Below are 13,149 nucleotides of genomic sequence, written 5' to 3' on the forward strand. Positions count from 1 at the left end.
AGCGACACGCTGAGGACCGGCGATAAAACGTGTCGCTGATTTCTGTTAAGCTGTGCTTGCACAAGTTCTTTGTCGAAGGCCTCTCCATCTCGGAGGGGCCTTCGTCGTTCCCGGGGAGGTTGTCATGGGTTCTCGGGAGATGTGGGTGTGTTCGCATTGCACGGCCGAGTACACGTCGGCGTGGGCCGCGGCCGTCTGTTGTGACGATGCCGCGTTCGGGGATGCGGACTGACCATGCTCGGCATGACCTGGGAGCGGACGCTCAACGGGGCACTGGACGAGATCAGCCGCCTGCAGGCTGAGCGCGACAACGCGTACGCCGCACTCGATGCTCTTCTCGAGCAGCATCCGAACCTGGAGGGCAACGAGCACCTCACGTTGGCCCGCTTGGCGTTGACGTGAAGATCCTCGCCGGCATCGTGCTCGGCATCACGGGTGTCGTCGTCTGGCTGAACACGTGGCGTGCGTTCATGGGTTGGGCGCTCAGCAGGGGAGACGCACCTTCGAAGCTGTAGGAGGCGCCGCGGATGGACGTGATCCACTCCCGCGCCTACAAGATTCTCCGGAGCACGCTGAAGGCCGGGTGGCAGGCGAGGAACGCACCGTGTGCGCTGTGCGGCCAAGCGGACATCCGTTACGACGGTGCGAAGAACGAACCGGACAGCTTCGAGCTGGACCACAAGATCAGCCGCAAACGGTGCCTGGCGATGGGGAAGCCCGAGCTGATGCTCGACCCCACCAACTGCCAGCCCTCACATGTCCGCTGCAACCGGTCGAAGCAAGAGGGCGACGGTCCTGTCGCCTTGGGTGAGACCTCGGAGGAGTTCTGATCATGGAGAACATGCGCAGGGTGAAGCTCACGTCCGGGCCGCTGAAGGGGAAGACGGTGCTCGTGCACGAGACCCAGTCGACGTTCACCACGCATGCCGCACCGGGTCACTACGAGATCACGGAGACCGGTGCGAAGTGGCGTCAGGCACCGAAGGCTGAGGTCCGCTGATGCTGAACCGCTACGTCGCTGCTGGCATGGTCGCCGAGGCGCACGAGGGGCGTCGCATCCTGGTCCTATCAATCCACGGCCGCGATGCGCGGGCGTCTATGGACGAGTGCCTGCACCACGCGGACGAGGCTGATCTGCTGCGAGTGACGAGAGCGAACGGCGCCGAGCGCATCACGTTCAACTCGGGTGGCCGCATCATCTTTCGGTCTGTGCAGGGGCACGGTCACCGCGGCGTCTCCGTCGACACCGTGTACGCCGACACCGGAGAGATCATCCGTGCGTAGAGGTAGGGGCGTCCCAATCTCTATGACCTTCGACCACAGGCCATTTCTCCGGCAGTGATCTATCTCCCCCCGACCGGTTAGGAGGGGGTCGCGCGCGAGGAGAGGATCCCGATGCGAGTGATCGTGGTGGCCGCGACGAAGCGCGATGGGATGGCTGAGGCGAAGAACCTCGACATCGTCCCCGTTGCGATCGTGACGCCGCGGGCGCCGGACGCCGCGCGCGGCGTTGTCGGTGACCGGATCATGGAGGCGTCGTCGCTGACACCGGAGATGCGTGACGCGTTGATGCCCGGTGTTCTGCCGAGCATCGTGACGACGCGTGGCCCGGTGGACATGGTTGCCGCGACGGAGAAGGCGATCGAGGCCGGTGCTGCACACCTGACGGACGCTGACGCTGGCGCGATCGAAGCGCTGCGCGCGCTCGCGCGGAAGATCGACGCGTGGGACGTGATCGTCGACTGGGCGCTCGATGACGCTGCACAGGCGAAGGGCGCCCGGCCGGCGGTGCCTCAGAACGACAACGTGTCGATCTCGGCCTACCTGAAGTACTGCGATCAGCTCGGCCTCTCCCCGGTCGGACGGAAGGCGCTCGGGGTGAAGGATGGGGGCGCAGGTGGCAAGAAGGCCAAGCTCCACGCGCTCCGCGGGGGCAAGTCGGCGTAGCGCGGTGAAGGGCCCCGGCCCGGCGTACGCGCGCGCTATCGGCGGCCCGAACCGGGCGGAGTCGTTCCGCCGTCGGGTCGGGTGCACCGAACCTCGGATCTGCACGCCGCCGCTGCGCGAGCTCACTCCGGCGACATCGAAGGGCTTCGCCTGCATCGAGTTCGCCGAGGAAATCCTCGAGATCGAGTTGCTTCCTTGGCAGCGGGCGTTGCTGATCCGGGCGCTCGAGCTGAACCCGGACGGCACGTACCGGTTCAAGACGGTCCTGCTGCTCGTCGCCCGCCAGAACGGCAAGTCGACACTGATGCAGGTGCTCAGCCTGTGGCGCATGTACGCCGAGGGTGCGCCGCTCGTCATCGGCACGGCGCAGTCGCTCGACATCGCTGAGGAGCAGTGGTCGGGCGCCGTCGAGATCGCTGAGGGGATCCCGGAGCTTGCTGAGCTGATCGAGCACGTCGATCGGACGAATGGCAAGAAAGCACTGCGCCTGGACACCGGCGAGCGGTACAAGGTCGCTGCGGCGTCGCGTCGCGGCGGCCGTGGGCTCTCGGGTGACCTAGTGCTGCTCGACGAGCTGCGCGAGCATCAGAACTGGCAGGCGTGGGGCGCGGTCACCAAGACCACGATGGCGCGCCGGCTCGCGCAGATCTGGGCGGCATCGAATGCCGGTGACACGGCGTCCGTGGTGCTGCGTCGCTTGCGGTCGCTCGCGCACCGTGCGCTCGGGTGGCCTGACGGGAAGGACGGCCTCGACGACCTCGACGCCGTCGATGAATCTCAGGGCATGCCCGAGGACGACTCGCTCGGGATCTTCGAGTGGTCCGCAGCGCCTGGCCGCTCGGTCTGGGACCGGGAGGGTTGGGCAGAAGCGAATCCCTCGCTCGGGTACACGATCGATCAGCGGTCGATCGCCGCGGCCGCGAGCACTGACCCGGAGTGGGTGTTCCGTACCGAGGTGATGTGCCAGTTCGTGAACCTCGTCGGGGCAGGACCATTCCCGACCGGAGCTTGGGCGAACCTGCTCGACACGAAAGACCAGCGCGCGGAACGCGGCGTGACCCGTGATCCGGCGCGGCCGGCGTGCTACGGCATCGACATGTCGTACGAACGCACGATGGTGTACATCGCGTTGGCGTTCTGGGACACCGAGGGCAGGATCCGTGGCGAGATCGTCGCGCATCGCGCCGGCCCGGACTGGGTCATCCCATGGCTGAAGTCACCGCTGCGGAAGGTCGCACCAGAGCATGTCGCGTTCCAGCGCCGAGGCGCACCCATCTCGTCGATGTGGGACGAGTTCGCCGATGCCGGAATCGACATCACCCCGTGGGGCGAGGACAAGCTCTCCGGGTGGCACGGGACGGTCTACGACCTCGTCAAGGTCGCGGCCGCTGACGAAGCCCCCGCGGACGAGACGCCGGAGCAGTTCCGGGAGCGCGTGCGGTTGTCGCACGGCGTGCAGCCCCCGCTGGACATTGCTGCGACGACGGCACAGATCAAGGCGATCGGTGACGGCTGGGTGATCGACCGTAAGGGCTCCCCGATGGACCCGGCGCCGCTGCTCGCATTCATCGCGGCGGTCGGGTTGCTGCTCACTAACCCGGAGCCCAGTCAGGCATCCGCGTACGAGAGCCACGGCCTCATGGTCGTCTGAAGCGAGGAGGCCCAGGTGGGCGTGTTCCGGAAGGTGCTGCTGCTGCGCCGCGTCGTGGTGAACCTCGACGACGGCTCGTCCATCGAGGGGGTCCTGTTCAGGGACCCAGGGAACCTGCTCGTCCTGAAGAACGCGATCTACCACGAGCCCGGCGCCGAGCCGGTGCCGCTCGACGGCGACACCATCATCGACCGCGCACGGGTCCTGTTCGTGCAGGCCCCGTAGGAAGGAGCAGACGATGGTCTTCGCTGTCTCCGAGGGAACGCTCCGTGCCGTGCAGAAGCCGTCCTACCAGGCGCCCTCATCGCTGCGGCTGAGCGATGACCTCTCCATGGACTACGCCGAGCTGTACCGCAAGCAGCAGAGCGTGCGCACGGTCGTCGACTTCCTCGCCCGCAACGTCGCGCAGCTGTCGCTGCACACGTTCGAGCGTGTCGACGACAGCGACCGCCGCCGGGTCACGGACCACCCGTTCGCGCAGCTGATGCGATCCCCGAACCTGTACACGACCGGCTACCGGCTGATCCGGGATCTGATCGCCGACCGCGGCATCTACGACCGTGCGCTCTGGGTGAAGACCCGCGAATCGGCTGGGATGGCGTTGACCCGCATCCCGCCGCGCCTGTGGGAGATCACCGAAGACGACAACTGGCTCTCGCCGAGCGGATTCGTGATCAAGGGCAACCGCGGCAAGACGAAGATCCCGGCTGACCAGTGCGTCTACTTCCGTGGCTACAACCCCGAGGACGAGCGGTACGGGCTGTCGCCGATCGAGTCGCTGCGTCGGATCCTGTCGGAAGAATTCGCAGCCGGGCAGATGCGCGAGCAGTCGCTCCGCAATGGCGCCCGCATCGGCGGGTACATCACCCGTCCCGCGGGCGCCGAATGGTCGGATGCCGCTCGGCAGCGATTCGGAACGGGATGGCGTGCTCAGTACACCGGCCAGACCGCGACCGAGGCGGGCGGCACGCCGGTGCTCGAGGACGGTATGCAGTTCGTGCCGGCGGGTCATTCCGCGGCGGACATGCAGTACATCGAATCTCGCAAGCTCTCCCGTGAGGAGGCGGCGTCGGCGTACTTCATCCCGCCGCCGATGGTCGGGATCCTCGATAACGCCACGTTCGGGAACATCGAAGAGCAGCACAAGATGCTCTACCAGGACACCCTCGGGCCGATTCTGCAGGAGGTTCAGCAGGAGATCTTCCTGCAGCTGATCCGCGCGGACTTCCCGAAGGATGCCGACGCCCTGTATGTCGAGTTCAACATGCTGGAGAAGCTGCGTGGTTCGTTCGAGGAGCAGGCGTCGCAGTTGCAGACGTCGGTCGGTGCCCCGTTCCTCACCCGGAACGAGGCCCGCGGCCGGCTGAACCTGCCGCGCATCGACGGCGCCGACGAGCTCGTCGTGCCGCTGAACGTGCTGGTGGGTGGCCTCGCCTCCCCGACGGATCAGGTTCCTGCGGGGTCTGGTGGCGGCACTCTCTCGTCCGATGACGAGGCGAAGGCGATCTCAGCAATGCTGCGGACGAAGGCTCGGCCGACGTCCCCGCAGATCGCGAAGGCGACGCAGGTACTCGCCGAGTTCTTTGCGCGGCAGGAGCGCAGCGTGCGTTCCGCGCTCGGCGAGAAGGCCGCCACCTGGTGGGACTCGGCCCGCTGGGACAAGGAGCTCGGCGGGGATCTGTTGGCGCTGTCGTCGTTGATCACGGTCGACGTCGCGCGGAAGCAACTCGAACGCCTGGGGATCGACCCGGACGAGTATGACGTCGACCGCACCATGCAGTGGATGCAGGTCGTCTCGGACTCCAACGCCAAGAGCATCAACGCGGTCACAGAGTCCGAGATCGTTGCGGCTCTGGCCTCAGCCGAAGGCACAGATGGGGTGGCGCGGGTGTTCGAGGTCGCGAAGGCCGCGCGCTCCCAGCAGGCAGGACAGACGCTCACGACTGCGCTTGCGGGATTCGCTTCCGTCGAAGCTGTGCAGCAACTGCGCGGCCAGCGACAGGCGACGAAGACGTGGATCGTCACGTCCGGCAACCCGCGCGCTTCGCACGCCCAGATGGCAGGCGAGACGGTCCCGATCGATTCCGTGTTCAGCAACGGCGCCAAGTGGCCCGGGGATTCCTCGGCGCTGGACGTCGACGAGGTCGCTGGGTGTTCCTGCGACGTCGAGATCAACTTCGAGTAGGAGGACAACCGTGAAGATCAAGAGCCTGCCGGTCGCATTCAAGGCTGGCCCCGACGACGGTCTCGCGGAGGGCGAGTTCATCGTCTATCCGTCCACGTTCACCCGCACGCCGGACGCATACGGCGACATCGTCGCCAAGGGCGCGTTCGCGCGCGGGATCGCCGCCCGGAAGGACGCGGGCGTCAGCCTGCCGGGCCTGTATGGGCACCGCCTGGACGACCCCGACTATTTCGTCGCGGGTGCGACCGAGGAGTCCGAGGACGACCACGGGTGGCGCGTACGCGGCATGTTCGACATGGACTCCCCGAAAGGTCCGCAGACGTACCGGCTCGTGAAGGCAGGGCGCCTGCGCGAGCTGTCGTTCGCGTTCGACACGCTCGACGAAGGTCAGGTGCAGCTGGAGGACGGCACGAAGGCGAACGAACTCCGCGACCTCGAGGTGTTCGAGTTCTCCTTCGTGCCGATCGGGGCGAACCGCGACACCTCCGTCGTTGCTGTGAAGTCTGCCGTCGACGCGCTGATCGACGGAGTGAAGGCAGGACGTGTCCTGTCGGCGAAGAACGAGGACACGTTGCGCGCGGTGGTCGAAACGCTTGGCGTCACGGTCACCGATCTCAAGAGCGTCCTGTCTCAGCTCGAGGCAGGCAACCAGGAACCGAAGGCCGCCGGTCAAGCGGGGATCAACGACGAGGGCCCCGACCGGGTCAAGTCGGAGGATCTGCGCGTCAGCCCGTCCGCCCTCACCTGTCTCCGAATCGAGCTCGCACAGCGCGAGTTCGGGAACCTCTGAAACGAAAGGATCCGCAATGGACCCCCAGGAGAAGATGCGGGCTGAGCTCAAGGCCGCCCGCGACATCGCTGCGAAGGCTGAGTCGGATGGTCGCGATCTGACCCCCGACGAGGTCGCGCAGGCCACCACCCACATCAAGGCCTACGAGGCCGCGAAGGTCGAGTTCGAGAAGGACAAGGCATCCGCGGACGTGAAGGCCGCGCTCGACGCGATCGGCTTCGATCTCGGTCTCGAGCGCACGCCCGACGGCGAGAAGTCCAAGGCGGATACGTACCGCCAGCCGACGAAGCTGAAGAGCATCGGCCAGATGTTCATCGAGTCCGCCGAGTACAAGGGCCTGATGGGCCAGTTCAACGGCGGCATGATCAACGAGAAGGCCCGCGTTCAGTCGCAGCCGATGGGCGTGAAGGCGCTCATCACCGGCACGTCGGACACCTCCGGTGGCGCGTTCGTGAACACGGACATCACCGGCATCCTCGAGCTGCTGGGACGCCGCCCCCTCACGATCCGCGATCTGATCTCGGTCCGCCAGACCGAGTCCGACACGGTCGAGTTCGTGCAGCAGACCACGCAGCTCTCCAGTGCGGCAACCGTCCCGGAGGCGACCACGGCCGCCGCGCCGACGGCGCCGGGGACCGCGGGCGCTCTCGTGCCTGCGACCGGCGGTGGTTACAAGCCGGAGGGGACGCTCGCGTTCCAGAAGGTCACGGCGACCGTGAAGACGATCGCCGAGTGGGTGCCGGCCACCAAGCGCGGTCTCGCCGATGCGAAGCAGCTGCGCGGTCTGATCGACGACGAGCTGCGCGCCGACCTGGCGGAGGAGGAAGAGGACCAGATCCTCAACGGTGACGGTTCGGGTGAGAACCTGACCGGCATCCTGCAGACCTCCGGCATCCAGACGCAGGCGCTCGCGACGGACATGCTCACCACGATCCGCAAGGCGAAGACGAAGGTCCGCACCGTCGGCCGTGTCATCCCGAACGGGATCCTGATGAACCCGGAGGACGTCGAGGCCCTCGACCTGTCCAAGCCCGCCTCGGGCGACGGCCAGTTCTACGGTCCCGGCCCGTTCGCGAACGCCGGCATCCCCACCGTCTGGGGTCTGCCGATCGTCGAGTCGGAAGCGATCGCGGTGAAGACCGCCCTCGTCGGCGACTTCTCGAAGGCGGTCCTCTGGGACCGTGAGCAGGCGTCGATCACCGCGACCGACTCCCACGCGGACTTCTTCATCCGCAACCTCGTCGCCGTGCTCGGCGAGGAGCGGGTCGCGTTCGGTGTGACCCGGCCGAAGGCGTTCGTCAAGGCGACGATCGCATCCTGACCGATTGGGGGTTGCCGTGGCGAAGTGCCCGGTGTGCGGTGCACCGCATCGCGCCTGTGGTCCCACGACCACGGTGACCCCCGTCGATCAGATGTTCACGACATCCTCTGGAGGAGCGATGGGACTCAAGGAGTACGAGGTGCTGACCGAAGGTCGCCACCCGCACAAGACGACGATGCTGCTGAACGACGTCGACGCGAAGCGACTCGGCGTGCTCGGCAGCGAAGCGAAGGCAGCGAAGGCGCCGGCGAACAAGGCGCGCACCCCGGCGAACAAGAAGGCGCCGGCGAAGAGCCCGGTCCAGCCGGCCGCGCCGCCTGCGCCGTCGGGTGTCGAGGACGCGTCCGACCCGGACGCGAGCGAGTAACGAGGGGGTGGCGGGGATGCCGCTGAGCACGACGTCGTTCGCGACGAAGGATCAGATGGGGGAGCGCTCACAGGGCGCGGTCCCCGCCTCTACCCCGTTCCTGGAAGATGAGCTCGCCGCGGCGACGCGCACGATCCGGAACTACTGCCGGTGGCACATCGCCACGGCCGAGCAGCTCACGTTCCGCAGGTCGGGCCCGTTCGCCGAGGCGGTGTGGCTGCCGGCGATGCAGATCACGACGCTCGACGAGATCACGATCGACGGCGTCACCGTCGACCCAGCCTCGGTGGAGTTCGACTTCGACACGGGGTGGACGTCGCTGTGCGGCCGGATCCGGCAGGTGAAGTTCACCGCCGGGTTCGAGGAGGTCCCCGAAGACATCGTCACGTTGACGTTGGAGCTCGCCGCGGGGGCGCTCGGTTCCCCGCTGGGTATCAGCCGCGAACAGGCCGGTGGGGTATCCGTGTCCTACACGCGCACCTCCGGGGCGTTGCAGCCCGCGGACGTGGACCGCCTCGCCGCATACCGGCTGGGGTGGCTGCCGTGATCGGCGGGATCGTAGACCGGCACACCATCGTCCGGGAACGGCCGACCCTGGTCGATGACGGCCGCGGCGGACTCGAACCCGACTTCACGGACGCTGACCCGGTCGACCTGCCCGGGTGGGCGCTCGACGCCGGCGCGACTGTCGCGGACCTGCAGAACCGTGACGGGGCGCTCATCCAGTGGACCGCGCGCGGCCCGTTCGACGCGGACATCGAACGGCACGACCGGATCACGGTGCTCGGCGCCACGTTCCAGATCGATGGGGGAGTGGTCCGTCAGCCGGGCCCGTCGCCGCGCACCTCGCACACGATTCTGCTGCTGAAGAAGTGGGAGGGGTGACATGCGGATCAAGCTGAACAAGAAGGGCATCATCGCCCTGCTGACCTCTTCGGAGGTGTCCGCGGATCTCGGATCCCGGGCGAAGGCGATCGCCGCTGCCGCCGGCGGCGGCAACGAGGTGCAGGTCACCCGCAACCGTGACCGCGCGGTCGCGTTCGTGCGCACTGCGACACCGCAGGCGCAGAAGGCAGAGGCGACAGATCGGGCTCTCACCCGCGCGATCGACGCGGGGAGGTGACCGTGGAGCTCCTGATCCCCACCGACGGGGAGGTCGCCGCGCTCGACGAGCTCTCGACCGTGCTCCCCGCACACGGGTTCCCCGGCGTCACACGGGCCGCTCAGACGCTCGGGACGAAGATCCCCACCCAGACCACCAAGCCCGCCGAGTTCGGCCGTGTGATGACCGTCGGCGGGGCGGGGCGAGACCTTGTGACCGACTCCCCGCTGCTGGTCCTCGAAGGGTACGCGGTGAAGGAACAGCGCGCCCGGGACATGTGCGCACTGATGCTCGCTGCCGTCGAGCGTGCCGCGCGCGTCGGGACGCTCGGGACCGCGGTCATCTACGCGGCCCGTGTCGTCGGTCTCCCGGCGAACCTCCCTCACCCGCAGGTGCCGGACCGGTTCCGGTTCACCGCCACCGTCTCCGTGGACCTCCGCAGGACCACGGCCTGAGTTCCCACCCTCGCGGCGTCCCGACCGGGGCGCTGCTGAACCACGCCTGAAAGGGGCAGCGCTCATGAGCGTGAACAACAAGAACGTCTTCGTCGGTGCCCCGGATCAGGCGGTCACTGGAGCGATCCTCACCGGCCCGGAGACCGATGTCATCCCCGACACGATCGACGACTTCACCCTCACGGGTCTGGACGACTCCGGGTACGTGAACGAGGACGGGGTGACGATCACCCCGACCGAGTCGACCGAGTCGATCAAGGACTGGTCGCTGCGGGTGATCCGCAAGATCCTCACCGAGTTCGACTCGACGCTCTCCTGGGCGCACCTCGAGCTGAACGAGGCGTCGCTGAAGAACTACATGGGCGACGACAACGTCGACGTGACCGCGGCGACGGCGACGAAGGGCACGCTCACCCGCGCCGCGCTCGCCGGCGAGATGCGCCCGGTGAAGGCCTGGTACTTCAAGATCAAGGACGGCCAGCGGCGTGCCCTGATCTTCGTCCCGCACGGCCAGGTCACCGAGCGCGGTGAGATCGCGCTGCTCGCGTCCGCCGCCGTGACCCTCCCGGTCACCCTCACCTCGTACCCGGACGCCGCCGGAAAGTCCGTCTACATCTACCTCGATGACGGCGTCGTTTCGGCCTGAGCTGCATGACCGTCGCGGCGGGGAGCCGGGAACCCTTCCCGCCGCGACGCCCAACCCCTGGTTCCCGGAAGCGAGGTTCCCATGATGGAGAAGTTCCACCACACCCTGCCCGACGGGCACGAGCTTGAACTGCCCAGGTTCGAGAACGTCCCGGTCGGCATCATCCGCAAGACCCGGCGACTCCCGCAGGTCGATCAGGTGTTCACGATCCTCGAAGAGCTGATCAGCCCGCAGGATCTGGAGCACATCGACCTCCTCGACCGCAGCGAGTTCGACGACTTCGTGAAGGCGTGGCGTGAGGGGTCGGCGATCAGCGTGGGGGAATCTTCGGCCTCCTCGAGCTGATCGACGAGCACCAGGAGGCGTTCGAGTTCGAGCTGATCCTCGCCGGCTACCGCATCGGGCAGCTCGGCGGGGATCTCTCCTGGCGGGACATGTTCGTGCTGACCCGGCGGTGGCAGAAGCTCCCCGGCAACGCTGTCGCCGCCGCGGTTCACGGGCACGAGGTGCCGTCGTGGATCGAGCAGGTTCTCGCCGTCGCTGTAGACCAGCTGCAGGCCGTGAACTTCAACCTGCGCCGCGGCAAGGGGCAACGCCCGAAGCGGCTGCAGCGCTGGTGGGAGTCCGTGAAGAAGCGGTTCGGGCGCGACCCGATCCCGATGTCGCAGTTCGACGACTGGTGGGACTCCGCCGGCCAGAAGCGAGGGGGCACCGATGGCTGATGGTGTCGAGCTCGCTACCGCCTGGATCCGGCTGGTCCCCACCGTCGAAGGCCTCCAGGACACCCTCGTCAGCGAGCTCGGCGGGGCAGAGTCCGCGGCGGCCGATGCCGGGAAGCGCTCGGGGGCCGGGTTCGCATCCGGTCTCAAGGGCGCGCTCGGTGTCGCCGCGATCGGGACCGCCGTCGTCGGCGCGTTCAAGGGCCTGTACGAGGTCGGGTCGATCTTCGACGACGTCACCGACACGATCCGTATCGGGACGGGCGCGCAAGGCGCCGAGCTTGAAGGGCTCGTCCAGGTCGCGAAGAACGTCGGCCAGAACGTCCCCGTCGAGTTCGCCAAGGTGGGCCCCGCGGTCGCGGACCTGAACACCCGCCTCGGCCTGACCGGGGAGACGCTGACGACCGTCGCGTCGCAGTACCTCGAGGCCGGGCACATCCTCGGCCAGGACGTCGACATCAACGCGACCTCGGCTGCGTTCAACGCCTTCAAGATCGAGGGCGACGCGGTCTCCGGCGCGATGGACACCCTGTTCCAGGTGTCGCAGGCGACCGGCGTCAGCATGAACGAGCTCGCCTCAGGTGTGCAGGCCGCGGCGCCCGCACTGCAGAACCTCGGGTTCTCGTTCCAGGACTCCGTTGCACTGCTCGGCTCGCTCGACAAGGCGGGCCTGAACAGCCAGCAGGTGATGGCGTCCCTGTCGAAGGGGCTCGTCACTCTCGCGAAGGACGGCGAGGAACCGCAGGCCGCTTTCCAGCGTGTCACCGGCGAGATGCAGGCGTTCGTCGACCAGGGCAACACGACCGCGGCACTGGATCTCGCGTCGCAGATCTTCGGCACGCGCGGCGCGACCCAGTTCGTCGGCGCGCTGCAGTCCGGGGTCGTGAACCTGCAGGACATGCAGGCCGCTGTCGGCGCCACCGGGGACACGATCCTCGGCGCCGCGAAGGACACTGCGGATTTCGCTGAGCAGTGGCAGGTGTTCAAGAACCGGGCGCTCACCGCGATCGAGCCGATCGGGTCCGCGATCTTCGACATGCTCGGCAAGGGCATGGAGTGGATCAACTCGCTCACCGCCGACATGGACTTCTCCCAGTTCGGGGAACTCCTCGGCTTCCTCAGCCCGTTGGGGCTCGTGTTCAAGGCGATCCAGCCGCTGCTACCCGACATCGTGGCCGCGCTCGGCCCGGCCTTGCAGACCGTGATCGCGGCACTGCTGCCGGTGCTGCAGACCCTCGTTCAGATGTTCTCCGAACTCCTCGTGACGGTCCTGACGCCGCTGCTGCCGGTACTGCCGATGCTCGCCGGTCTGATCGGTCAGATCCTCACCGCCGTGACACCGCTGCTGGACCCGCTCATGCTGCTCATCTCCGCGATCTTCCCTGTCCTCGCCGCCGTCATTCAGGCTGTGATCCCCGTCGTCGAGGGTGTCGTGAACGCGCTCTCGACCCTGCTGATCCCGATCGTGAACATGCTCGTCGAAGTCCTCGGCGGGGTGATCACGTTCCTGACCGGCGTGTTCACCGGCGACTGGGAGCAGGCATGGAACGGGATCGTGCAGATCTTCTCCGGCCTGTGGAACGGGATCCTCGACATCGGCAAGGGCGTCATCAACTCGATGATCGACCTGATCAACGGGTTCCTCGGCTCCCTGAACGAGGTCGGGAACTTCGTCTCGGACGTGACCGGCGGGGCGATCGACTTCAACGTCGGGAAGCTCCCGCACTTGGCGGACGGGGCGACGATCAAGCCACGCCCCGGCGGCACCCTTGCGGTGCTTGGCGAGGCCGGCCGGGCGGAGTCCGTCGTCGATACCGGCCTGATGAACCGGGCCCTCGAGGAGGGCCTCGGTGGCGGTGGGTCGGGTGGCGTGCAGGTCGTCGTGCAGCCGTCCGAGGGCATGTCGGAGGAGACGATCGGGCAGGTTGCCGCGAACAAGCTGAATGCGCTGCTGCGCGGGTAGGAG

Annotated in this window: 19 protein-coding genes; all 19 read left to right on the forward strand. The window is 67.4% G+C overall.

From position 1 onward, the window contains the following. Positions 1 to 234 precede the first annotated feature (234 nt). Positions 235 to 402 (forward strand): hypothetical protein, encoded by a 168-nt coding sequence (locus tag ACFC1J_RS08570; RefSeq protein ID WP_375904336.1) that lies wholly within the window; start codon positions 235 to 237, stop codon positions 400 to 402. A gap of 125 nt (positions 403 to 527) precedes the next feature. Beyond that, on the forward strand, positions 528 to 830 hold the full coding sequence (locus tag ACFC1J_RS08575) for an HNH endonuclease signature motif containing protein (protein ID WP_375904338.1): 303 nt from the start codon (positions 528 to 530) through the stop codon (positions 828 to 830). A 2-nt stretch (positions 831 to 832) separates the two neighbouring features. Then, complete coding sequence (locus ACFC1J_RS08580; RefSeq protein ID WP_375904340.1) at positions 833 to 1,000, forward strand: hypothetical protein; 168 nt, start codon at positions 833 to 835, stop codon at positions 998 to 1,000. Further along, complete coding sequence (locus ACFC1J_RS08585) at positions 1,000 to 1,284, forward strand: hypothetical protein (RefSeq protein ID WP_375904341.1); 285 nt, start codon at positions 1,000 to 1,002, stop codon at positions 1,282 to 1,284. Before ACFC1J_RS08580 ends, ACFC1J_RS08585 begins: the two co-directional genes overlap by 1 nt. Before the next feature lie 111 nt (positions 1,285 to 1,395). After that, a complete protein-coding gene (locus ACFC1J_RS08590; protein WP_375904343.1) occupies positions 1,396 to 1,947 on the forward strand; it encodes a hypothetical protein in 552 nt (183 codons plus the stop codon). 4 nt (positions 1,948 to 1,951) lie between these two features. Then, positions 1,952 to 3,598 (forward strand): hypothetical protein, encoded by a 1,647-nt coding sequence (locus tag ACFC1J_RS08595; RefSeq protein WP_375904345.1) that lies wholly within the window; start codon positions 1,952 to 1,954, stop codon positions 3,596 to 3,598. Between the two features lie 15 nt (positions 3,599 to 3,613). After that, positions 3,614 to 3,823, forward strand: coding sequence for a hypothetical protein (locus ACFC1J_RS08600; protein ID WP_375904346.1), 210 nt, complete (start codon positions 3,614 to 3,616; stop codon positions 3,821 to 3,823). Positions 3,824 to 3,836: 13 nt separating this feature from the next. Then, positions 3,837 to 5,783: a phage portal protein gene (locus tag ACFC1J_RS08605; protein WP_375904348.1), complete on the forward strand. Its 1,947-nt coding sequence runs from the start codon at positions 3,837 to 3,839 to the stop codon at positions 5,781 to 5,783. A gap of 10 nt (positions 5,784 to 5,793) precedes the next feature. Next, entirely contained in the window at positions 5,794 to 6,573 is a 780-nt protein-coding gene (locus ACFC1J_RS08610) for an HK97 family phage prohead protease (RefSeq protein WP_375904350.1), read from the forward strand. 16 nt (positions 6,574 to 6,589) lie between these two features. Continuing rightward, complete coding sequence (locus tag ACFC1J_RS08615) at positions 6,590 to 7,894, forward strand: phage major capsid protein (protein WP_375904352.1); 1,305 nt, start codon at positions 6,590 to 6,592, stop codon at positions 7,892 to 7,894. A 118-nt stretch (positions 7,895 to 8,012) separates the two neighbouring features. Further along, entirely contained in the window at positions 8,013 to 8,261 is a 249-nt protein-coding gene (locus ACFC1J_RS08620) for a hypothetical protein (protein ID WP_375904354.1), read from the forward strand. Positions 8,262 to 8,277: 16 nt separating this feature from the next. Further along, positions 8,278 to 8,808 (forward strand): hypothetical protein, encoded by a 531-nt coding sequence (locus ACFC1J_RS08625; RefSeq protein WP_375904356.1) that lies wholly within the window; start codon positions 8,278 to 8,280, stop codon positions 8,806 to 8,808. Further along, positions 8,796 to 9,146 carry a hypothetical protein gene (locus ACFC1J_RS08630; protein ID WP_375904358.1) on the forward strand — a complete coding sequence of 117 codons (351 nt, stop codon included), beginning with the start codon at positions 8,796 to 8,798 and terminating at the stop codon, positions 9,144 to 9,146. Before ACFC1J_RS08625 ends, ACFC1J_RS08630 begins: the two co-directional genes overlap by 13 nt. Position 9,147: 1 nt before the next feature. Beyond that, positions 9,148 to 9,384, forward strand: coding sequence for a hypothetical protein (locus ACFC1J_RS08635; RefSeq protein WP_375904360.1), 237 nt, complete (start codon positions 9,148 to 9,150; stop codon positions 9,382 to 9,384). Positions 9,385 to 9,386: 2 nt separating this feature from the next. Further along, complete coding sequence (locus ACFC1J_RS08640; protein ID WP_375904362.1) at positions 9,387 to 9,818, forward strand: hypothetical protein; 432 nt, start codon at positions 9,387 to 9,389, stop codon at positions 9,816 to 9,818. A gap of 64 nt (positions 9,819 to 9,882) precedes the next feature. Further along, the gene (locus tag ACFC1J_RS08645; protein WP_375904364.1) at positions 9,883 to 10,464 is read left to right on the forward strand and encodes a hypothetical protein; all 582 of its coding nucleotides are present in this window, start codon (positions 9,883 to 9,885) and stop codon (positions 10,462 to 10,464) included. An 84-nt stretch (positions 10,465 to 10,548) separates the two neighbouring features. Further along, positions 10,549 to 10,809, forward strand: a complete 261-nt coding sequence (locus ACFC1J_RS08650; RefSeq protein ID WP_375904366.1) for a hypothetical protein — start codon at positions 10,549 to 10,551, stop codon at positions 10,807 to 10,809. A gap of 89 nt (positions 10,810 to 10,898) precedes the next feature. Beyond that, positions 10,899 to 11,186 (forward strand): hypothetical protein, encoded by a 288-nt coding sequence (locus tag ACFC1J_RS08655; protein WP_375904368.1) that lies wholly within the window; start codon positions 10,899 to 10,901, stop codon positions 11,184 to 11,186. After that, positions 11,179 to 13,146: a phage tail tape measure protein gene (locus ACFC1J_RS08660; protein ID WP_375904370.1), complete on the forward strand. Its 1,968-nt coding sequence runs from the start codon at positions 11,179 to 11,181 to the stop codon at positions 13,144 to 13,146. The genes ACFC1J_RS08655 and ACFC1J_RS08660 overlap by 8 nt, the downstream gene beginning before the upstream one ends. Positions 13,147 to 13,149: the final 3 nt, after the last annotated feature.

The sequence above is a fragment of the Microbacterium sp. NPDC056052 genome, from assembly GCF_042266785.1.
GTDB lineage: Bacteria > Actinomycetota > Actinomycetes > Actinomycetales > Microbacteriaceae > Microbacterium.

Excerpts from the sequence above, each read along its gene's own strand:
- ACFC1J_RS08570 (WP_375904336.1), top strand. The coding sequence starts at position 235 with ATGCTCGGCATGACCTGGGAGCGGACGCTCAACGGGGCACTGGACGAG.
- ACFC1J_RS08575 (WP_375904338.1), top strand. The coding sequence starts at position 528 with ATGGACGTGATCCACTCCCGCGCCTACAAGATTCTCCGGAGCACGCTG.
- ACFC1J_RS08580 (WP_375904340.1), top strand. The coding sequence starts at position 833 with ATGGAGAACATGCGCAGGGTGAAGCTCACGTCCGGGCCGCTGAAGGGG.
- ACFC1J_RS08585 (WP_375904341.1), top strand. The coding sequence starts at position 1,000 with ATGCTGAACCGCTACGTCGCTGCTGGCATGGTCGCCGAGGCGCACGAG.
- ACFC1J_RS08590 (WP_375904343.1), top strand. The coding sequence starts at position 1,396 with ATGCGAGTGATCGTGGTGGCCGCGACGAAGCGCGATGGGATGGCTGAG.
- ACFC1J_RS08605 (WP_375904348.1), top strand. The coding sequence starts at position 3,837 with ATGGTCTTCGCTGTCTCCGAGGGAACGCTCCGTGCCGTGCAGAAGCCG.
- ACFC1J_RS08615 (WP_375904352.1), top strand. The coding sequence starts at position 6,590 with ATGGACCCCCAGGAGAAGATGCGGGCTGAGCTCAAGGCCGCCCGCGAC.
- ACFC1J_RS08620 (WP_375904354.1), top strand. The coding sequence starts at position 8,013 with ATGGGACTCAAGGAGTACGAGGTGCTGACCGAAGGTCGCCACCCGCAC.
- ACFC1J_RS08625 (WP_375904356.1), top strand. The coding sequence starts at position 8,278 with ATGCCGCTGAGCACGACGTCGTTCGCGACGAAGGATCAGATGGGGGAG.
- ACFC1J_RS08635 (WP_375904360.1), top strand. The coding sequence starts at position 9,148 with ATGCGGATCAAGCTGAACAAGAAGGGCATCATCGCCCTGCTGACCTCT.
- ACFC1J_RS08645 (WP_375904364.1), top strand. The coding sequence starts at position 9,883 with ATGAGCGTGAACAACAAGAACGTCTTCGTCGGTGCCCCGGATCAGGCG.
- ACFC1J_RS08650 (WP_375904366.1), top strand. The coding sequence starts at position 10,549 with ATGGAGAAGTTCCACCACACCCTGCCCGACGGGCACGAGCTTGAACTG.
- ACFC1J_RS08655 (WP_375904368.1), top strand. The coding sequence starts at position 10,899 with ATGTTCGTGCTGACCCGGCGGTGGCAGAAGCTCCCCGGCAACGCTGTC.
- ACFC1J_RS08660 (WP_375904370.1), top strand. The coding sequence starts at position 11,179 with ATGGCTGATGGTGTCGAGCTCGCTACCGCCTGGATCCGGCTGGTCCCC.